The sequence below is a fragment of the Rouxiella chamberiensis genome (assembly GCF_026967475.1).
In the GTDB taxonomy this organism is placed as follows: Bacteria; Pseudomonadota; Gammaproteobacteria; order Enterobacterales; family Enterobacteriaceae; genus Rouxiella; species Rouxiella chamberiensis.
Genome location: NZ_CP114058.1, coordinates 2,097,597 through 2,116,949, shown reverse-complemented (window position 1 = coordinate 2,116,949; position 19,353 = coordinate 2,097,597). Strand labels below are relative to the sequence as shown.

Sequence of the window (19,353 nt, the reverse complement as noted above, 5' to 3'; positions counted from 1 at the left end):
AAACACGTGGCACTTTGGAAACGCGAAACAACGCTCGAAGAGCTGAACCAAACCAGTCAGGGCTGCATGGTCGGCCACATTGGCATCGAGTTTACCCTACTGGCCGAAGACCGGCTTGAAGCGACCATGCCGGTTGATGCGCGGACCACACAACCGTTCAAATTGCTGCACGGCGGCGCCTCGGTGGTTTTGGCGGAATCTTTGGGTTCAATGGCAGGGTATCTGTGTACCCGCGGCGACCAGCAGATTGTCGGCATCGAGGTTAATGCCAATCATCTGCGAGCCGCACACAGTGGTCTTGTCACTGGCGTTTGCAAGGCTCTGCACGTGGGGCGGCGCAATCAGGTCTGGGAGATAAAGATTTACGATGAAAATCAGCAGTTATGCTGCATATCCCGCCTAACGACCGCCGTTATCGACCTCTAATCGTCGATCGGTGCTAAAATAGAGGGTGAGGGTGAAGGAAAATCAGGCCTTCATCCTCTTTTTTTGGGCGGTAAATAGTGAGGGTTGAACCCATGGCCATATTTATCACGCCGAGAGTGAAGGTAAAAAAGTAAATTTTACCGACGCGAATACGCATGAGCTTTATAGGGTTATTGAGCAGAATTTTCCCGAATTGATTTAAATATCTGCATTATTTGGCTCGCAGGAATATATTTCCCGCAATTAACCACAATCTTATTAAGCTTATTATCCGTTCTGGCAGCGATTACGACTGATTTATTTGTCTTTATTCGCGGTTAACGAGTAAATAAAACGACTAAAGTTGAAACGGCACGCGCTTAACAAAGTCAGTTTGAAATGCTGTCGCTTTGTCCCAGATGCCTAACATGGCATAATACTGGCAGATAAGCTTTAGAGTGTGGCGTGCAAAGTGATAGCTCTGTACATGGAACAACTCATTGCGTTTTGGGTTATTAATCTCCAGAATCAAGCGGTTATGCAGTTTGCAAAGTGCATGGAGATAACTGTGGTCATCACCGTTTTGCAGGCACATGTTTGCCATGTCCAGACACAGACTATTAAAGCTTTTAAGCTGGGAAATATCGGCCTCGGGGCGTTTTAACGCCGCGTCAGCCAAATAAAAGTCAACGGTGGCGTCGCGCACGTTAAATTTATATTCGTCGATTTTAGCTTGAAGCCATGCATTTACCGATTGAGCCATGAGCGCATTCCGATTTGAATGATAACTATTATCATAATTAAATTAATCATATTGGCAAAAATGCTGCGGATCAACGTTTTCAAAGACCTTTTTTGTCCCTGTAAAAGGTAGGGGCAAGAGGCAAAAAGAGCCTTATTCGCTTATAGGCGTGAGGAAATGCATAAATAGGTATTTCCGATGGATGAATTATCGTAGTAAAAAGTAGTGATTCACCGTCAACGAATGCCCGAAATGTTTCGGTTTTTAACAAAAAATTGACAACTTATTCAATTAGTTGATGAGGTGACGCCAAAATGCCTTAAAATGGCGGTGTCATCTGGATGGACAAGTAAAAGCAACATTGCGGTCCGTCATAGCGATACCCTCTTAAAACAAGAGGTTGAAGTGATAAGTGTAATCACTAAAATAGAGACCAAAGGGTTGTCTTCACTGACCCGATATTTATCACCCGTATGTTACGAGGTAAACAGATGCAAACCGAAAATGTCGGCACGTTCTCATTGGATGACAACGTTTGGCAAGGCGTGACGCTTACAGATGCTGCTGCCACTCAGGTCAAGAACCTGATGACCCAGGATCCCGAGGTCAAGGGTCTGCAGCTTTCCGTCAAGCAGTCAGGCTGTGCAGGTTTCGCCTATGTCCTTGATCTGACCAAACAGCCAGCAAGCGACGATGTGGTGTTTGAACATCAGGGCGCACAGCTATTTATTCCGTTGAAAGCCATGCCTTTCATCGATGGAACTGAGGTGGATTTTGTCCGCGAAGGGCTGAACCAGATCTTTAAGTTCAATAATCCAAAAGCTCAACATGCCTGTGGGTGTGGTGAAAGCTTTGGCCTGTAATTCTAATGTAATCGAAGCGATGTAACCAACATGTCACGAAGCAACGTAGAAATTCCAGACAACGTGCAGTCTTGGGTCGGCGATGGAAATAAATACAAGGAAGGATTTTTCACCGCGCTGGCAACCGATGAACTCGCATCCGGCATCAATGAAGATGTCGTACGTGCCATTTCCGCGAAGCGTAATGAGCCGGAATGGATGCTGGAGTTCCGTCTGCAGGCTTACCATGCTTGGCTCAAAATGGATGAACCGCATTGGTTGAAAGGCGAGTATAAACCGCTCGACTATCAGGACTACAGCTACTATTCCGCACCTTCATGCGGAAGCTGTGACGATGCCTGCGGTTCCCAGCCTGGCGCAACTCAGCAGTCTACCGCCGATTCACTGGCCCTGCCTGCGCTCGATAAAAACTACCTGACCAGCGAAGTCGAAAAAGCATTCGACCAGCTGGGCGTTCCCGTGCGCGAAGGTAAAGAAGTCGCGGTCGATGCCATCTTTGACTCCGTATCGGTCTCCACGACCTACCGTGAAAAACTGGCGGAATCCGGTGTTATCTTCTGCTCGTTCGGCGAAGCTATCCACGACTATCCCGAGCTGGTCAAACAGTATCTGGGCACCGTGGTCCCTGCGGAAGACAACTTCTTCGCAGCGCTCAACGCGGCCGTCGCCTCCGACGGAACTTTTGTCTACATTCCGAAAGGCGTCCGTTGCCCAATGGAACTGTCGACCTATTTCCGTATCAACGCGGCGAAAACCGGTCAGTTCGAACGTACCATTCTGATTGCCGATGAAGGCAGCTATGTCAGCTACATCGAAGGCTGTTCCGCACCGGTTCGCGATTCCTATCAGCTGCACGCGGCTGTGGTTGAAGTCATCATCCACAAAGACGCGGAAGTGAAATATTCAACGGTTCAGAACTGGTTCTCGGGCAGTGAAGAGAGCAGCGGCGGTATCTTGAACTTCGTTACCAAGCGCGCTATCTGTGAAGGTTCAGGTTCGAAAATGTCCTGGACGCAATCCGAAACTGGTTCCGCTATCACCTGGAAGTACCCGAGCGTTATCCTGAAAGGCGATAACTCGATCGGCGAATTCTTCTCAGTTGCGCTGACCAGCGGTAAACAGCAGGCCGATACCGGCACCAAGATGATTCACATTGGTAAAAATACCAAATCGACCATCATCGCCAAGGGTATCTCTGCGGGTAAAAGCGAAAACACGTACCGCGGTTTGGTGAAAATTCTGCCTTCTGCCGAGAATGCCCGTAACTTCACTCAGTGTGACTCGATGCTGATTGGTGCGGACTGCGGCGCGCACACGTTCCCGTACATCGAAGTACGCAACAACAGCGCACAGCTCGAGCACGAAGCCACCACTTCGAAAATCGGTGAAGATCAACTGTTCTACTGCCTGCAACGCGGGATCAGTGAAGACGATGCCATCTCGATGATCGTTAACGGTTTCTGTAAGGACGTCTTCTCCGAGCTGCCGCTGGAATTTGCTGTCGAAGCGCAAAAACTTCTGGCAATCAGCCTGGAACACAGTGTCGGCTAATCTCGGGATTCTCGAGGTTTATCAGCAGAATGAACTTGAAGAACAACAGATTTACGAGCGCACAGACGCACAATCAAGGATACACATGTTAAGCATTAAGAATTTAAAGGTCCGTGTAGAAGAAAAGGAAATTCTTAAAGGGCTTGATCTCGAGATCAAGCCTGGGGAAGTGCACGCTATCATGGGGCCTAACGGCTCAGGTAAAAGTACGCTTTCCGCTACCCTTGCGGGCCGTGAAGACTACGAAGTCACTGATGGCACTGTCGAGTTTAATGGTAAAGATTTGCTCGAGCTCGATCCTGAAGATCGCGCGGGCGAAGGCGTATTCATGGCGTTTCAATACCCGGTTGAAATCCCAGGCGTCAGCAACCACTTCTTCTTGCAGACTGCGGTAAACGCAGTACGCAAATACCGTGAACAGCCTCCAATGGATCGCTTTGATTTCGCCGACTTTATGGACGAAAAAATCGCGATGCTCAAAATGCCTGAAGACCTGCTGGGTCGTTCAGTCAACGTAGGCTTCTCCGGCGGCGAGAAAAAGCGTAACGATATTCTGCAAATGGCCGCGCTTGAGCCAAGCCTGTGCATTCTGGACGAAACCGACTCCGGTCTGGATATCGACGCCCTGAAAATCGTGTCCAGCGGCGTGAATGCCCTGCGCGACGGTAAGCGTTCCTTCATTATCGTGACCCACTACCAGCGTATCCTCGACTATATCAAGCCTGACTACGTGCACGTTTTGTGGCAGGGCCGCATTGTAAAATCCGGTGATTTCAGCTTGGTTAAACAGTTAGAGGAGCAGGGTTATGGCTGGCTTACCGACGAAGAGTAATGCCCCGGCAGCCGGTAGCTCGCATGCCATGCAGCAATTCTACCGTCTGTTCGAAAGTGTAGGTGGCGAACAGTCTTCCCATGCGCACAATCATTGGCAGCAGGTTCTGCGCCTTGGATTCCCGCATGCCAAGATGGAAAACTGGAAATATACCCCGGTAGCGCCGCTGCTCGGTAATCAGTTTTTCGCGCCTGAACGTCAGACCGTGTCTGCCGAGACACTGAAATCACTGACGCTGCCGCTTGACACTTACCGTCTGGTGTTTGTCGATGGCCGCTTCGATGCCGATCTCAGCGACACCGATACCGGTGACTATGAAATCGAAAAACTGACGCCGACGAGTCAGCAGACCCTGCCCGATGCCATTCAATCGGAAGTGTTCCTGCATCTGACCGAAAGTCTGGCGCAGGAAGGTCTCAAAATCCGTCTGGCGGCGGGCAAGCAGGCTGACAAACCGCTGTATCTGCTGCATATCAGCAGTGGCCGCGTGCAGTCCCGCGAATTGAACACGGCGCATCATCGCTACCATGTGGCGGTTGAACGCGGTGCCAATGCCGAAATCATCGAGCACTATGTGAGCCTCGGCGATGCCGGCCACTTTACCGGTGCGCGCCTGACGGCAGATATCGGTGACAATGCCGATTTCACGCATTACAAACTTTCTTTCGAAAGTCAGGCGAGCTATCACTTCGCCCATAACGATCTGGTCGTTGGCCGTGATGCCCGCGTGGCCAGCCACAGCTTCCTGCTGGGAGCCGGCCTGACGCGCAACAATACCAGCGCCCAGCTCAACGGCGAAGGCAGTGAGCTGAACATCAATAGTCTGCTGCTGCCGATTGATAGCGAAATAGCAGATACCCGTACTTATCTCGAGCATAACAAGGGTTACTGCAACAGCCATCAGCTGCACAAAGTCATCGTCAACGACAAGGCGAAAGCTGTGTTCAACGGCATGATTCAGGTGGCGAAAAACGCTATCAAGACCGACGGCAAGATGACCAACAACAACCTGTTGCTGAGTCCGAAAGCCGAAGTCGATACCAAGCCGCAGCTGATCATTTTCGCCGATGACGTGAAATGTGGACACGGTGCCACCGTAGGCCGCATGGACGACGAGCAGCTGTTCTATCTCCGCGCACGCGGGATAAGCGGTCTGGACGCGCGTAACATGATCATTTTCGCTTTCGCGGCCGAGTTGACCGAAGCTATCGAAAACGAAACGCTGCGTGAAGTTGTGATTGCACGAATTGCAGGCCGACTGAACCGAGGTGAGTAATGAGTTTTCCACTGGAAAGAGTGCGTAATGATTTCCCTCTGCTGAGCCGCGAAGTCAATGGTAAGCCGCTGGCCTACCTTGACAGTGCCGCCAGCGCGCAAAAGCCGCGTCAGGTGATTGAGCGCGAGAGCGAATTCTATCAGCACGACTATGCCGCCGTGCACCGTGGAATTCATACTCTCAGCGTTGAAGCGACAGAACAGATGGAAAACGTCCGCAAGCAGGCCGCCGCATTTATCAATGCGGCATCTGTCGAGGAAATCGTCTTTGTGAAGGGGACGACGGAAGCCATCAATCTGGTTGCCAACACCTTTGGTCGCACCCAGCTTGTCAAAGGCGATCGCATCATCATTACCGAGATGGAGCATCACGCCAATATCGTTCCGTGGCAGATGCTTGCCGAAGAACCGCGGACTGCATATCGACGTCTGGCATTTAACGCCGCAGGGCGAGCTGGACATGGCTCAGTTCGAATCTCTGCTGACGCCGCAGACCCGATTGCTGGCACTGACCCACGTTTCCAACGTGCTCGGAACGCGCAATCCTATCGAAACTATCGTTCCGCAGGCCAAGGCCGCCGGACTTTATGTGCTGGTGGATGGCGCGCAGGCTGTCATGCATCACAAGGTTGACGTACAGGCGCTGGACTGCGACTTCTATGTCTTCTCGGGCCACAAGCTGTATGGCCCGACCGGCATTGGCATTCTCTACGGCAAGGCGGCACTGCTCGACGAAATGCCACCGTGGGAAGGCGGCGGTTCGATGATAAAGCACGTCAGCCTGACCGAAGGCACCACCTATGTCAAAGCGCCCTGGCGTTTTGAAGCAGGTTCGCCAAACACGGGGGCATGATAGGTCTTGGCGCTGCCTTTGATTACGTCAATGAACTGGGTCTGGATGCCATTCACGACTACGAGCAGGAACTGATGCACTACGCGCTCGAGCAGATGGCCGGTATTGCGGATATTCATATCTACGGCCCGGCTACCCGTTCCGGCGTGATTGCCTTTAATCTGGGCAAGCATCACGCGTATGATGTGGGCAGTTTCCTCGATCAATACGGCATTGCTATCCGTACCGGTCACCACTGTGCCATGCCGCTGATGTCGTTCTTTGGCGTGCCGGCCATGTGTCGCGCTTCGTTTGCGATGTATAACACGCGAGAAGAAGTTGACCGTTTAGTGGCGGGACTAAAACGCATTAGCCTGCTGCTGGGTTAAGCCGTCAATTTTGGCGCAAGAAAAGACGCCAACGCCAACAGAGTCAGGATGGTTTTTTATGGCAAATTTGCCAGACAAACAGAAATTAGTCAGAAACTTTTCCCGGTGCCCGAACTGGGAAGAAAAATACCTGTACGTGATCGAACTTGGCGCGCAGCTGGATCCGCTGGCTGACGAAAACCGTCAGGCGCAGAATCTTATCTCCGGCTGTCAAAGTCAGGTATGGATTGTGATGAACAAGGCCGGGAACGGTCAGCTCGAATTTGTGGGCGACAGCGATGCGGCCATCGTCAAGGGCTTGCTGGCCGTTGTCTTCAGCCTGTATCACGGCCTGACAGCCGAAGAGGTGATGGCTCTCGATGTGCGTCCATTCTTTGGCGAGCTCGAGTTGAGTCAGCACCTGACGCCTTCTCGCTCCCAGGGGTTGGAAGCAATGATCCGTGCCATTCGCGCAAAAGCGGCGGCCTTGGTCTGAGAGTCCGTTCAGTAAGGTATTAATCTCGTTGTAAGACGCTGCATCAAGGCCCGGCCCATTAGGAATAATCTGCTAATGAACCGGGCCTTTTTTATTTCCCTCTCTTCCCGCACCTGATTTATTTCTGATTTTTCATTACCTTAAAGTCTGAGTTTTTCCTGAGAATGCCTTAAATCGGTATTTTGTAACTCATTGATTTTCCGTCCGTAAAGCCTCTTTAGGACTAGCACTGCTAGTATTAACTCACGCGATCAACGACTCTTGAGCACGATCAAATCGGGTCAATAACTTGATGAGTAGGAATCTGCATGAAACTTTCTGTACCTCTTATGGGGATGCTTGTCGCCTCGCTATTTACGGGCGCAATGACGGCGTCATGGGCGGCTGAATACCCGCTGCCTGCCGAGAACAGTCGCCTGATTGGCGAGAACAGCACTTACGTGGTGCCAAACGACGGCAAACCGCTGGAAGATATCGCGGCAAAATATCAAATCGGGCTGATTGCCATGCTGGAGGCGAATCCGGGCGTGGACCCGTTGCTGCCAAAGGCGGGCACGGTACTGACTATTCCAAGCCAGATGCTGTTGCCGGACACAAAGCGCGAAGGCATTGTTATCAACCTCGCCGAGCTGCGCCTCTATTACTATCCTAAGGGTGAAAACAAGGTCATCGTCTATCCCATCGGTATTGGCCAGCTCGGGCGCAACACACCGGAAATGGTGACGTCGATAAGCCAGAAGATCCCGAACCCGACCTGGACGCCTACACCCAATATTCGCAAGATTTACCTGAAAGAGCAGGGCGTGACTTTGCCGGGCGTCGTGCCGGCCGGTCCGGATAATCCAATGGGGCTGTTTGCAATGCGTCTCGCGGCCGGACAAGGCCACTATCTGATTCACGGCACCAACGCCAACTTCGGTATCGGCATGCGCGTAAGCTCGGGCTGCATTCGTCTGCGTCCCGTCGATATTGAAGCGCTGTTTAACAGTGTGCCGAAAGGAACCCGGGTACAGGTCATCAATCAGCCGGTGAAATTTGACGTCGAGCCTGACGGCAAGCGTTATGTCGAAGTGCATCAGCCGCTGTCGCGTACTGAAAAGGATGACCCGCAAACCATGCCGATTGCCATCAGCACCGCGCTCAAAAAGTTCAGAGCCAATGATGAAACCAACGCCGAGATGCTGAAAAGCGCGATTATGCGTCGTTCGGGAATGCCGGTTCTGGTTAACAAGGGAACCGAGCAGCCCGATTCCCAGCCTGCCGGCGAAACGATGTAAACAGATTTCGCGCAACGATTGTCGAGTTTGCACGCAGTCAGGCTCGCTCACTGTATTAAATGCTTTTAAACGCCACCAGAACGCTTTGGTGGCGTTTTTATTTGAAAGTCATACGTGAGGGAGGGTAAGCGCGAGAAAAGGTCTGGCAGGCTTTTGAAGCGGATTTGGGAAAGAGAGGGAAAACGGTTGAGTAAAGCGTGACAAAAAAATGGCGCACAATGTGCGCCATTTAGCTATGAGAAGTAAATATTACTTCTTGTAAGCGTGAGCTTGGTTGTCAAGACGTTGGTTAGCACGTGCTGCGTCGTCTTTAGCTGCCTGAGTGTCAGCTTTAACAGCTGCAACGTCGTTGCTCAGCTGATCAACTTTAGAGTTCAGAGTTGAAACGTCAGAAGACAGTTGGTCGATTTTAGCATTGCTTGAACAACCAGCCAGCAGAGTAGAACCCAGGATTACTGCGCCCAGTACCAGTTTAGTGCGATTCATTATAAAACCCTCTAGATTAAGTTAATCTCCATGTAGCGATACAAGTATTACACAAACCTTTTTCTAATGAGAATAAATTTTTACCGGCAAATGCTTTATTTTGTTCATTCGCTCAAAGAAGCATCTTTTTTTACATAAAAGTTGAAAAACGTTATCTAAAACAGACTGATTCCATGAGACTTGTCCCATTTTCAGAACATCGTATTTGACAACCTTTTCTTAAAATTTTCGAAATTGGTCAAAAAAAACGCCGCATTGCGCGGCGTTTTTTAATTGTTTAACTCATCAGAGCTTATAACGTGTGTACGGAAGAGGTATTCGTGGTGCCGCTTGGGACCAATGCGCCCGAAACCATGACCACTTTATCGCCTTTCTGTGCGAATCCACTTTCGAGTGCCGCTTCTTTACCAATGCGATAAAAATCGTCGGTTGAGGCGATTTCTTTCACCAGTTGGGTAATTACGCCCTTGGTCAGGATCAGCTGACGCGCAGTGACTTCATTGGTTGTCAGCGCAAGGATGATGGCGTTAGGGAAGTATTTACGCACCGCAATGGCAGATTTACCGCCCTGGGTCGCAACCACAATCAATGGTGCGTCCAGCTTCTCGGCCATTTCTACCGCACCGCGGCAGACCGCTTCGGTAATGCGCAGTTTGCGGCTGTCGTTCTGACCGTCGATACGGCTCTGCATGACGCGGTCGGTACGTTCGCAGATGGTTGCCATGATGCCAACGGCTTCCAGCGGATATTTACCCTTGGCGCTTTCGCCGGACAGCATCACGGCGTCGGTACCGTCGATGATGGCGTTGGCGACATCGCCCGCTTCGGCGCGGGTAGGGCGCGGGTTTTTGATCATCGAGTCGAGCATCTGGGTCGCAGTGATCACGACTTTACGTGCACGGTTACATTTTTCGATCATCATTTTCTGCGCGAAAATAACTTCTTCAACCGGAATTTCAACGCCGAGATCGCCACGGGCAACCATGATGCCGTCGGAAGCTTCGAGGATTTCGTCGAAGTTGTTCAGGCCTTCCTGGTTTTCGATTTTGGAGATGATCTGAATGTGTTCGCCGCCGTGGGCTTTCAGATGCTCACGGATTTCGATGACGTCCGAACGTTTGCGAATGAAAGAGGCTGCCACGAAATCAACGCCTTGTTCACAGCCGAAGATCAGGTCGCGCTTGTCTTTCTCAGCCAAGGCAGGCAGAGCGATGGATACGCCAGGCAGGTTAACGCCCTTGTTTTCGCCGAGGTCGCCGTTGTTCAGCACTTTACAGGTAACTTCTGTGTCGCTGACGTGGGTGACTTCCATGCCGATAAGGCCATCATCGACCAGAACGGTGTTGCCCACTTTCAGGTCGGCAGCAAAACCGGCATAGGTAACGGCAACACGTTCGTTGTTGCCGATAACGCTTTGATCGGTGGTGAACACGAAAGTCTGGCCCGCAACCAGTGCAGCGTCTTTGCCGCCTTCCAGTTTGATGGTGCGGATTTCAGGACCTTTGGTGTCCAGCAGGATACCGGCTTTCTTGCCGGTGGTAGCCATGACGTTGCGGATGTTCTTGATGCGCTGACCATGCTCTTCATAATCACCGTGAGAAAAGTTCAGACGCATGACGTTCATGCCTGCATCAAGCAGTTTAGTCAGCATCTCTTCGGATTCGGTTTTTGGTCCGATAGTACAAACGATTTTAGTCTTTTTCATGACGATTTTTTCTACAAGTTGTGATGGAAAGGATAAGAGTGCGCAAGGCGGCAAGACGGTCACCGTCGGCGCTGAATGATTTTCTGACCTGGTTTGGGAAACGCTTCAGTTTGTGCAAAACACTTTTAAGGGTAGGCGAGTACGGGAGAAATGCAGTGTAAAGTTCGACGGGCACGCAACTGTCTGGACGCGTTGTCGTCGCTTCGGAGTTGAAGACGCTTGTTATAGGACGATATCGATAGATCAAGGGGCTGAATCCGTTCAATCTAAGAAGCTGTGCCAATTTACGTTGGCGTTAGTATAGAGGTTATGGAGGGGGAAACCAAATAAATATTGGGGACATGCGCAAGAGAACGTATTTATTCGCGCATTTGTTGCGCAAAGGCGAGGAAGTAGTCAAAACGGGCTAACATGTTGTTTTAAGGCATTAACAACCGGAAATAACGGCGGATAACCGGAAACATCTTGCGCTAATCGATACATAAAGTCGCGAAGTTACACAAAGCGGATTACGTATCAGGACAGGAAATAATTAAACGGATTTTTATAAAAGAGGGAATAAAGTCAGAAAAAAGGATGAGGCATAGGGACGTATTCGGGAAGTTTGCATTGGTGCGTCCGAGTGGACTCGAACCACCGACCCCCACCATGTCAAGGTGGTGCTCTAACCAACTGAGCTACGGACGCACATCAAAATGCAATTTACTGCTGTCTGCGAGATTTGGTGCGTCCGAGTGGACTCGAACCACCGACCCCCACCATGTCAAGGTGGTGCTCTAACCAACTGAGCTACGGACGCATCGTTATCTCTGTCTGCCAGTGCTGGCAGCGGGGACGAATATTAACGACCTACCCGATGGCTGGCAAGGGAAAAAATGCATTTTCCTGCGATATTCCGTCTGATTGGTGCGCTAACGCTCATTACGTTGATTTTTTAAACATTAACGGCGGCACGCGCGCCCCTTTTTGCCAGAAATTCGTACAAATTCATTTTCCGCAACAGAGGGGCGCTTGCCTTACATGGTTCAATAATTTTCTTTTTGCAGCTTATCGGCCTGCACGTTGCAGAATGGAAAACGATGATTGCTTCTGGATCCAGCGCATTCTGAGCGACATCATGGTGGCGGCGAAGGTCAGGCCGATGATAAATCCGCACCAGAATCCGCTCGGCCCCATTGCGGGCACCAGAAAATCGGTGAGCGCCAGCAGATAACCAATCGGCAGACCCAGAATCCAGTACGCGGTGAACGTAATATAAAAAATCGACCGCGTGTCTTTGTAGCCGCGCAGCACGCCGCTGCTTATTACCTGAATCGCATCTGAAATCTGGAAGATTGCCGCAAACAGCATCAAATGCGAAGCCAGACTTACCACTTCGGGACTGTCGTTATACAGACGCGCGATATGCTCACGGAAAATTACCGCTGCCGTGGCGATAAAGCAGGCCATGATCACGCCCGTCGCGATGCTGGTATAGGCCGAAACCTGCGCCGCCTGCGGATTCGATTCTCCGAGCCGTGAACCCACACGGATAGTGGCGGCTACGCTTAGCGAAAGCGGGACCACAAACATCAGCGAGCCGACGTTGAGCGCAATCTGATGGCTGGCAACCGCCACAATGCCGAGCGGCGAAACCAGCAGTGCCACCACGGCAAACAGCGTCACTTCGAAGAACAATGCCAGCGCGACCGGCAGGCCGAGTTGTGTTAATCGCTTGAGCACCGCCCAGTCGGGTTTGGCAAAGGGCCGGGTCGCCACAATGTCTTTGAGCCAGTAAGCGCGCTTGGTGTAGATGCGCATCATGATAAACATTACCCAGTAGACCGTCCCGGTGGCGACACCACACCCGACGCCGCCAAGCGCAGGCGCGCCGAACTTGCCGTAGATAAAGATGTAGTTGACCGGAATATTGACCAGCAGGCCGATAAAGCCGAACACCATGCCCGGTTTGGTCTTCGACAGGCCTTCGCACTGGTCGCGCAGCACCTGGAAGAACCAGATAACCGGGCGCGCCCCACATGATGGCACGCAGATAGCCGATGGCCTTCTCCTTGAGCAGCGGGTCGATGTTGTGCATCAGGCCTATCATCAGGTCACAATTGTAGATGACAATCATCACCAGCAGCGACACGCCGCCGGCCAGCCAGAATCCTTGCTGCACCTGATCGCCAATCTTGTCGCGTCGGCCTGCGCCATTGAGATGCGCAACGGTTGGCGTGAGCGCCAGTAATAGCCCATGACCAAAGAGAATGGCCGGTAACCAGATGGATGTGCCGACGGCAACCGCAGCCATATCGGTCGCGCTTACCGATCCTGCCATTATGGTATCGACCACGCCCATGGCGGTTTGCGCAATCTGGGCGAGGATAACGGGGATAGCGAGAGCCAATAAACTACGCGCTTCTGTCAGATACTTCTGCACGCATTACACCTTTTTATAGTAATGAATAAACCAAAAAAGCCACCCGAAGGTGACGATAAACCCGAAGGTCGCAATAATAATTCAGAGGTTGCCTCGTTCAGCCGGAAGTGTATCCGGGCATTCCCGAAAATACCGTCACAATAATATAATGAGGAATTGCCGAAAGATTGTACCTTGTCGGCTTTTTTAAGCAAATCGTAAGCTTAAGTGTCACCCAATCTTCATCCGCTGGTATTTTATACCGCGATGTTGATTTGATCCTGTATTGAATTTGGCTTTCGTGAGGAACTGCGGCAAACTTATCAATATTATCAGTTCTTATTAAATTGAATTTGCGAGGCGCGCCTAATGTTTACCGGAATTGTGCAGGGCAAGGGCACTGTTGTGTCGATTGACGAGAAACCCAATTTTAGAACCCACGTGGTCAAACTCCCCGCCGAGTTGCTGCCGAATCTCGCGCTGGGTGCTTCGGTGTCTCATAATGGCTGCTGTCTGACGGTGACGGCCATCGAAGGTGACCTGGTAAGCTTTGATCTGATTAAAGAGACGCTGCGTCTTACCAATCTGGGCGAGCTGAAAGTGGGTGACGACGTCAATATTGAACGTGCGGCCAGCTTCAACGACGAAATTGGCGGCCACCTGATGTCGGGGCATATTGTCTGCACCGCCGACATCCAGAAGATTTTGACCTCGGAAAATAACCGTCAAATCTGGTTCCGCCTGCCGCATCCGGAATATATGAAATATATTCTGCACAAGGGGTATGTCGGCATTGACGGCATCAGCCTGACCGTAGGCGAAGTGACGCCGACCCGTTTCTGCGTGCATCTTATTCCTGAAACGCTGGAGCGCACCACGCTCGGTGACAAGCGACTCGGCGACAAGATAAATATCGAGATTGACCCGCAGACCCAGGCGATCGTCGATACCGTCGAGCGCGTGCTGGCCAGTCGCGAAGCTGCGCAGGCTGCCGCTGCGGCACTGGCCGAACAGCCTAAATAACCGCAGAATTTCGCCCAGAGAAAAGCCGGAGGCAATGAATATCGCCTCCGGCTTTTTTGTGCGTGCTGCCAATGTGTAGAATCAAGTCCGTATCAAAAATCGCAAGATACGGGAATACAGAAACTTAACGTGGTACGCGAATGCCGCCTTCAACCCCGTTTGGACTCAGGACTACCTGCCATAGCTGAATGTCGCGCGCGCGAAAAGCACCTGCACAGGCGTTCAGATAGTAGGAGAACATGCGGTAGAAACGGCTGGAATAGTTGTCGGCAATCGTTGGCCAGGCTTGCAGAAAACGCTCATACCACGCCATTAATGTGCGGTCATAGTCTGCGCCAATATTGTGCCAGTCTTCCATGACGAACAACCCTTCGGTGTATTGAGCAATATGTTTAACGGAAGGCAGACAGCCGTTCGGGAAAATATATTTATCAATCCACGGATCGACATTGAGATCGGTTTTGTTGGCGCCGATGGTATGCAGCAGGAACAGCCCTTCCGGTTTCAGATTGCGTTTTACCACATTGAAATAAGTCTGATAGTTTTTCGGACCGACATGCTCGAACATGCCTACCGACACGATGCGGTCGAACTGATCGTCGAGATCGCGATAATCCTGCAAAAGAATGGTCACGTCGAGGCCTTCGCAGCGCTGCTGGGCCATCTTCTGCTGTTCTGCGGAGATGGTAACGCCAAAGACGCTGACGCCGTAATGTCGCGCGGCATACTCGGCGAGCCCACCCCAGCCGCAACCGATATCCAGCAGGCGCTGGCCGGGTTGCAGTTGCAGCTTGTCGCAAATCATCTTAAGTTTGGCTTCCTGCGCCTGCTCGAGTGTGGTGGCGTCTTTCCAGTAACCGCAGGAGTATTGCATATAGGGGTCGAGCATTTTACTGAACAGATCGTTGCCGAGATCATAATGCTCTTTGCCCACGATCCAGGCACGTTTTCTGGATTGCAGGTTGGTCAGACGTGCCGCCGCGATGCGAAGGGTGTCCTTTAAATGATGCGGAAGTTTGCTCTCGAGTCCGGCGGCGACCACGCGCTGGAAGAAAATGTCGAGTCTTTCACATTCCCACCAGCCGTCCATGTAACTTTCACCCAGACCCAGTGAGCCTTCCTGCAGGACGCGTTTAAAAAAATCGGGATTTTTTACGGTAATGTCAAAAGGGCGGGATCCATTAACTTCAATACCTGCCATCGATAACATTTCGTTCGCGATTCGGTACCACTGATTGTCTTGAATACTTAAGTCTTCTACACACGATGTACTCATAGCTTCTCCATCACTTTTCTCTTCTGACTTATTAACCTGCTTAAAAAGCATGGGCTATCGGCAGGTCTTATGAGAACAGACGAAATAATCTTCTTGTCTGATATACGACTATGAACAGAGGAAAATACGAAGGACACCTGACGTTGTAGCGCCGCGGTGAAACATCCTTGTACTAATAATGTGACGCGTTTCCCGCGCCCAAAAGTAACTTGTGCTAAAAGTTTTGTAAAAGTGTTATTTTATTATGTTGAATTGAGTATAAGCTCGCCTGCGCGCATTCTCAATAATAAATGTTTGCAGGCGCACCTATTGTTCAAGTTACTGTTTGATATAGCAATTACCGCGATCAGTTAGCATGCTTTGCTTCTGGATGTCTGGACTTCTGTTTAACCACTTTCCGCGTCATGAAATATCCCACTACTGTTAATCCTACCGTCGTTAACATTACCGTGACCGTCGCCAACAGCGGCCGGGCAATAAACGTCGACACCAGCATACTGGCAATAAAACAGAGCCCAAGCTGCAAGGTATTTTGTAATGCTGCCGCCTTGCCGGTATTTGCCGGGAAAGGCATCAGCGCATTCGCCACCACAATCGGATAACAGGCACCATTCACAAAAGCCATGAAACAGAATGGGGTAAGCAATCCTGTTAATGGCGCTGAAGTCAGCGTGGCGACCAGGAACAGCGAAATAACGCTAAAAGCATAGCCCAATAATAGCCACGGGAGCAGGCGGGTGCCGTCAATTTTGCCGATAAGCATTCTGCAACCATATCCACCCAGTAAAAATGCAATAGTTTGAGGGACATAACTCAGACCAATGGCAGAAGGCCCATAACCCATCTCGCCTAAAATAAATGGCGATCCGGTCAGCCATGCAAAGAATCCGGCCGAACTGGCGGCATAAATCAGTACGTTGCCGCTATAGACGGGTGAAGCCAGCATACTGCCAATGCCGTTTTGAGGAGAGCTGGACTGCGCGGCGCTTTTTACCTTTTCCTTGAGGGTCAGGGTAAAGAACAGCAGCAGGGCGCCCAGAATCAGCAGCAACGCAAAGATAACCCGCCAGTTAAAGTGATTCAGCACCCACGCGCCAACCAGCGGTGCGAGAGCCGGTGAAAGCGCCACCAACGGCATGATGCTGGCAAAGGTGCGTCTGGCGACGGTCGCGCTATAGCGATCGACTACCAGCGCCTGCCAGCTTACCGCCGCCGCACAGACGCCGACCGCCTGCACGAAGCGCAGCGCCAGCAGTAACGCCGTACTTTGTACCCAGATCATGCCAAGGCAGCCTGCCGTGAACAGGCCGAGTCCGGCGAGCAGGATAGGTTTGCGGCCAAAACGGTCGGAGAGCGGACCCCAAATCAGCTGCGCCGCCGCGAAGCCGGCAAGGAAGACGCTCAGACTTGAGCTGATGGCACCGGCCGAGGCCTCGAGACTTTCTTGCATCGCGCCGAAAGCGGGCAGGTACATGTCGGTCGCCAGGAATCCGAGCATACTCAGACCGGCTAAATAAAGTAAAAAGCCAAACGTAGGTTTCATGATGTTCTCTTATATTGCTAAAACATAGCCGAAGCTGTTGTAGGGGCATGTTTTGGTAGAGGAAAGCAGTGGCGCAGTTTATCCGCTTGGGGCAAGGCTTGTGAAACGCTAATATTTGCACCATTGATTCAAATATTTTGAAAGCAGAGCGCAGCGGCGTCTGCGGTGGTGAGGAGAGAGGAATGTGGTCGGAATATTCACTCGAAGTCGTTGATGCGGTGGCGCGCAACGGCAGCTTTACGGCTGCGGCTCAGGAGCTGAATCGCGTTCCTTCGGCCATCAGTTATCAGGTGCGCCAGCTTGAAGAGTGGCTGGCCGTGCCGCTGTTTGAAAGGCGGCATCGCGATGTGGAATTAACCCCCGCAGGCCGATTATTTGTCGATGAAGCGCGGGTGCTTATCAAAAAAATGATATCAACGCGCCGCCATTGTCAGCAGGTAGCAAACGGCTGGAGCGGACAGCTGCGGGTTGCCATCGACCGCATCGTCAAACCTGCGCGCGTGCGCCAGCTGGTGGTGGATTTCTATCGCGCCTTTCCCGATACCGAGTTGCTCATTCAGGGCGAGGTGTTCAACGGCGTCTGGGACGCGCTGGCAGACGGTCGTGCCGACGTGGCGATTGGCGCGACCAGTGCCGTGCCGGTTGGCGGCCGCTTCAGCTTTCGCGATATGGGCACCTTGCCCTGGCACTGCGTGGTGAGCGTCTCGCATCCGCTGGCGCAACATCAAGGTCCGCTCAACGATGACGCGCTTCGTCCGTTTCCCGCATTGTGTATCGAAGACACGTCAAGAAATCTGCCGAAACGCGATACCTGGACACTCGACAACCAGCGACGCCTGGTGGTGCCGGACTGGACCTGCGCGCTGGATTGTCTCTGCGAAGGGCTGTGCGTGGGTATGCTGCCGGTGCACATGGTGGAAAGCTGGATTGCGCAACACAAGCTCTGCGTGCTGGATTTAGCCACCCGTTTTCCGCAAAGCCCGTGCTGCCTGACCTGGGATCAGCGCAATCACTCCCCGGCGCTGGACTGGCTGCTGGATTATCTGGGCGATAGCGAAACGTTGAACAGAGAATGGCTGCGTTAGGGCGGAGCATCAATAAAAACGCCTGCAAAAGCAGGCGCTTGAAAGAGCAAGATGAAAAGCTTGCGGTTAACGACGATAGTCGATGAACGGACCGTCGGCGACAGAACGACGTTCGACCAGTTTCGGTTTCACTTCAATCGTCTGCTGAATCTCGCGCTTGCTGATGATGCGGTCAAGCAGCATGGTGAATGCCATTTCACCCAACCGCTCTTTCGGCTGATGCACGGTAGTCAGCGCAGGCGAGAAGTAGCGGGCGTTGCGCACGTTGTCATAGCCAATTACCGAGATGTCCTGCGGGACGCGCAGACCCATTTCGTCGGCGGCGCAAATCGCGCCCATCGCCATGACATCGCCACCACAGAAAATCGCCGTAGGTCGTTGTTTCTGGTTGAGGATTTTCTGCATCGCCTGATAACCCGACTCCGGCTCGAAATCGCCCTGAACCACCCATTCGTCGCGCACGGCGATATTGGCTTCGTTCATGGCTTTCAAGAAGCCGCGATAACGGCCGCCGCCGGTGTTGCGGTTTAACTGACCCGGAATGGCGCCGATGTCGCGATGCCCGCGCTCGATCAGGTAACGTCCCGCCAGATATCCGCCTTCAAAGGCGTTATCGATGATGGAGTCGGTAAAATCATTCTGCGCTTCGCCCCAGTCCATCACGACCATAGGGATGGAACGGTACTCTTCCAGCATCGCCAGCAATTCGGCAGGATATTCGGCGCACATGACCAGCAGACCGTCGACGCGCTTTTGCGCCAGCATCGCCAGATAGGCTTTCTGCTTTTCGAAATCATTATGCGAGTTGCAGAGAATGAGCGTATAGCCTTTGGCGAAGCAGCTGTTTTCAACGGCTTCGATCACTTCGGCAAAGTAGGGCGCTTCGCTGGAGGTGGCAAGCAGTCCGATAGTCTTGGTGTTGTTGACCTTGAGGCTACGCGCCACGGCGCTCGGCGAATAGTGCAGCTCTTTGATGGCGGCACGCACGGCGGCTTTGGTTTCTTCGGCGACGAAACGGGTTTTATTGATGACGTGCGACACGGTTGTAGTCGAAACACCAGCGCGCTTGGCGACATCTTTGATCGTGGCCATGTAAAAATCACTCCTGAACTAACCCTTTTCAGCACGTTAGTTTTTTGTTAATCGTTTGCCTGCGTGCATTCAACTGCTTAAATCATTTTAGGCAGTCAAAT

The 19,353-nt window shown here is 51.9% G+C and carries 15 protein-coding genes, 2 tRNA genes and 2 pseudogenes; 10 read left to right on the top strand and 9 right to left on the bottom strand.

Features of this window, described 5'->3' with window-relative positions; genetic code table 11:
* The first annotated feature begins 6 nt into the window (after positions 1-6).
* The gene (locus O1V66_RS09755) at positions 7-426 is read left to right on the top strand and encodes a hotdog fold thioesterase (RefSeq protein WP_045046596.1); all 420 of its coding nucleotides are present in this window, start codon (positions 7-9) and stop codon (positions 424-426) included.
* 337 nt (positions 427-763) lie between these two features.
* Here O1V66_RS09755 and O1V66_RS09750 read toward each other — a convergent pair whose 3' ends face one another.
* Complete coding sequence (locus tag O1V66_RS09750; protein ID WP_045046597.1) at positions 764-1,168, bottom strand: hypothetical protein; 405 nt, start codon at positions 1,166-1,168, stop codon at positions 764-766.
* A 470-nt stretch (positions 1,169-1,638) separates the two neighbouring features.
* On the opposite strand from O1V66_RS09750, the gene sufA reads away from it, so the two are divergent.
* The 7 genes and pseudogenes from sufA (at position 1,639) to O1V66_RS09705 (ending at position 8,641) form a co-directional block, all read left to right on the top strand.
* Positions 1,639-2,010, top strand: coding sequence for a Fe-S cluster assembly scaffold SufA (gene sufA, locus O1V66_RS09745; protein WP_045046598.1), 372 nt, complete (start codon positions 1,639-1,641; stop codon positions 2,008-2,010).
* A 30-nt stretch (positions 2,011-2,040) separates the two neighbouring features.
* On the top strand, positions 2,041-3,561 hold the full coding sequence (sufB, locus tag O1V66_RS09740) for a Fe-S cluster assembly protein SufB (protein WP_045046599.1): 1,521 nt from the start codon (positions 2,041-2,043) through the stop codon (positions 3,559-3,561).
* 85 nt (positions 3,562-3,646) lie between these two features.
* A complete protein-coding gene (sufC, locus tag O1V66_RS09735) occupies positions 3,647-4,393 on the top strand; it encodes a Fe-S cluster assembly ATPase SufC (protein ID WP_045046600.1) in 747 nt (248 codons plus the stop codon).
* Complete coding sequence (sufD, locus tag O1V66_RS09730) at positions 4,368-5,669, top strand: Fe-S cluster assembly protein SufD (RefSeq protein WP_045046601.1); 1,302 nt, start codon at positions 4,368-4,370, stop codon at positions 5,667-5,669. Before sufC ends, sufD begins: the two co-directional genes overlap by 26 nt.
* Positions 5,669-6,889, top strand: a pseudogene (gene sufS, locus O1V66_RS21885) (cysteine desulfurase SufS). Before sufD ends, sufS begins: the two are co-directional and overlap by 1 nt.
* 58 nt (positions 6,890-6,947) lie before the next feature.
* Entirely contained in the window at positions 6,948-7,364 is a 417-nt protein-coding gene (gene sufE / locus O1V66_RS09710; protein WP_045046603.1) for a cysteine desulfuration protein SufE, read from the top strand.
* A 308-nt stretch (positions 7,365-7,672) separates the two neighbouring features.
* Positions 7,673-8,641 (top strand): L,D-transpeptidase family protein, encoded by a 969-nt coding sequence (locus O1V66_RS09705; RefSeq protein ID WP_045046604.1) that lies wholly within the window; start codon positions 7,673-7,675, stop codon positions 8,639-8,641.
* A 249-nt stretch (positions 8,642-8,890) separates the two neighbouring features.
* Here O1V66_RS09705 and O1V66_RS09700 read toward each other — a convergent pair whose 3' ends face one another.
* From O1V66_RS09700 to O1V66_RS09680, 5 genes and pseudogenes are all read right to left on the bottom strand, one after another.
* Entirely contained in the window at positions 8,891-9,127 is a 237-nt protein-coding gene (locus O1V66_RS09700; protein WP_009635919.1) for a major outer membrane lipoprotein, read from the bottom strand.
* Between the two features lie 292 nt (positions 9,128-9,419).
* Complete coding sequence (pykF, locus tag O1V66_RS09695; protein WP_045046605.1) at positions 9,420-10,832, bottom strand: pyruvate kinase PykF; 1,413 nt, start codon at positions 10,830-10,832, stop codon at positions 9,420-9,422.
* A gap of 610 nt (positions 10,833-11,442) precedes the next feature.
* A tRNA-Val gene (locus O1V66_RS09690) sits at positions 11,443-11,519 on the bottom strand.
* Positions 11,520-11,554: 35 nt separating this feature from the next.
* A tRNA-Val gene (locus tag O1V66_RS09685) sits at positions 11,555-11,631 on the bottom strand.
* 248 nt (positions 11,632-11,879) lie between these two features.
* Positions 11,880-13,254 (bottom strand): annotated as a pseudogene (locus O1V66_RS09680) (MATE family efflux transporter).
* A gap of 348 nt (positions 13,255-13,602) precedes the next feature.
* Here O1V66_RS09680 and O1V66_RS09675 point away from each other — a divergent pair.
* Positions 13,603-14,256, top strand: a complete 654-nt coding sequence (locus tag O1V66_RS09675) for a riboflavin synthase (RefSeq protein WP_045046607.1) — start codon at positions 13,603-13,605, stop codon at positions 14,254-14,256.
* A 124-nt stretch (positions 14,257-14,380) separates the two neighbouring features.
* Here the strand turns inward: O1V66_RS09675 and cfa are convergent, their stop codons facing one another.
* The gene (gene cfa, locus O1V66_RS09670; protein ID WP_045046608.1) at positions 14,381-15,532 is read right to left on the bottom strand and encodes a cyclopropane fatty acyl phospholipid synthase; all 1,152 of its coding nucleotides are present in this window, start codon (positions 15,530-15,532) and stop codon (positions 14,381-14,383) included.
* Between the two features lie 346 nt (positions 15,533-15,878).
* Positions 15,879-17,075 (bottom strand): purine nucleoside transporter PunC, encoded by a 1,197-nt coding sequence (punC, locus tag O1V66_RS09665; RefSeq protein ID WP_045046609.1) that lies wholly within the window; start codon positions 17,073-17,075, stop codon positions 15,879-15,881.
* 182 nt (positions 17,076-17,257) lie between these two features.
* Between punC and punR the strand changes: the two genes are divergently transcribed.
* Positions 17,258-18,160 carry a DNA-binding transcriptional activator PunR gene (punR, locus tag O1V66_RS09660; protein ID WP_045046610.1) on the top strand — a complete coding sequence of 301 codons (903 nt, stop codon included), beginning with the start codon at positions 17,258-17,260 and terminating at the stop codon, positions 18,158-18,160.
* A gap of 66 nt (positions 18,161-18,226) precedes the next feature.
* Here the strand turns inward: punR and purR are convergent, their stop codons facing one another.
* Positions 18,227-19,252 (bottom strand): HTH-type transcriptional repressor PurR, encoded by a 1,026-nt coding sequence (gene purR, locus O1V66_RS09655; protein WP_045046611.1) that lies wholly within the window; start codon positions 19,250-19,252, stop codon positions 18,227-18,229.
* Positions 19,253-19,353: the final 101 nt, after the last annotated feature.

Coding starts and splice junctions, on each gene's coding strand:
- purR (WP_045046611.1), bottom strand. CDS start 19,252: ATGGCCACGATCAAAGATGTCGCCAAGCGCGCTGGTGTTTCGACTACA.
- O1V66_RS09705 (WP_045046604.1), top strand. CDS start 7,673: ATGAAACTTTCTGTACCTCTTATGGGGATGCTTGTCGCCTCGCTATTT.
- sufA (WP_045046598.1), top strand. CDS start 1,639: ATGCAAACCGAAAATGTCGGCACGTTCTCATTGGATGACAACGTTTGG.
- sufE (WP_045046603.1), top strand. CDS start 6,948: ATGGCAAATTTGCCAGACAAACAGAAATTAGTCAGAAACTTTTCCCGG.
- punC (WP_045046609.1), bottom strand. CDS start 17,075: ATGAAACCTACGTTTGGCTTTTTACTTTATTTAGCCGGTCTGAGTATG.
- cfa (WP_045046608.1), bottom strand. CDS start 15,532: ATGAGTACATCGTGTGTAGAAGACTTAAGTATTCAAGACAATCAGTGG.
- O1V66_RS09750 (WP_045046597.1), bottom strand. CDS start 1,168: ATGGCTCAATCGGTAAATGCATGGCTTCAAGCTAAAATCGACGAATAT.
- pykF (WP_045046605.1), bottom strand. CDS start 10,832: ATGAAAAAGACTAAAATCGTTTGTACTATCGGACCAAAAACCGAATCC.
- sufD (WP_045046601.1), top strand. CDS start 4,368: ATGGCTGGCTTACCGACGAAGAGTAATGCCCCGGCAGCCGGTAGCTCG.
- sufC (WP_045046600.1), top strand. CDS start 3,647: ATGTTAAGCATTAAGAATTTAAAGGTCCGTGTAGAAGAAAAGGAAATT.
- O1V66_RS09700 (WP_009635919.1), bottom strand. CDS start 9,127: ATGAATCGCACTAAACTGGTACTGGGCGCAGTAATCCTGGGTTCTACT.
- sufB (WP_045046599.1), top strand. CDS start 2,041: ATGTCACGAAGCAACGTAGAAATTCCAGACAACGTGCAGTCTTGGGTC.
- O1V66_RS09675 (WP_045046607.1), top strand. CDS start 13,603: ATGTTTACCGGAATTGTGCAGGGCAAGGGCACTGTTGTGTCGATTGAC.
- punR (WP_045046610.1), top strand. CDS start 17,258: ATGTGGTCGGAATATTCACTCGAAGTCGTTGATGCGGTGGCGCGCAAC.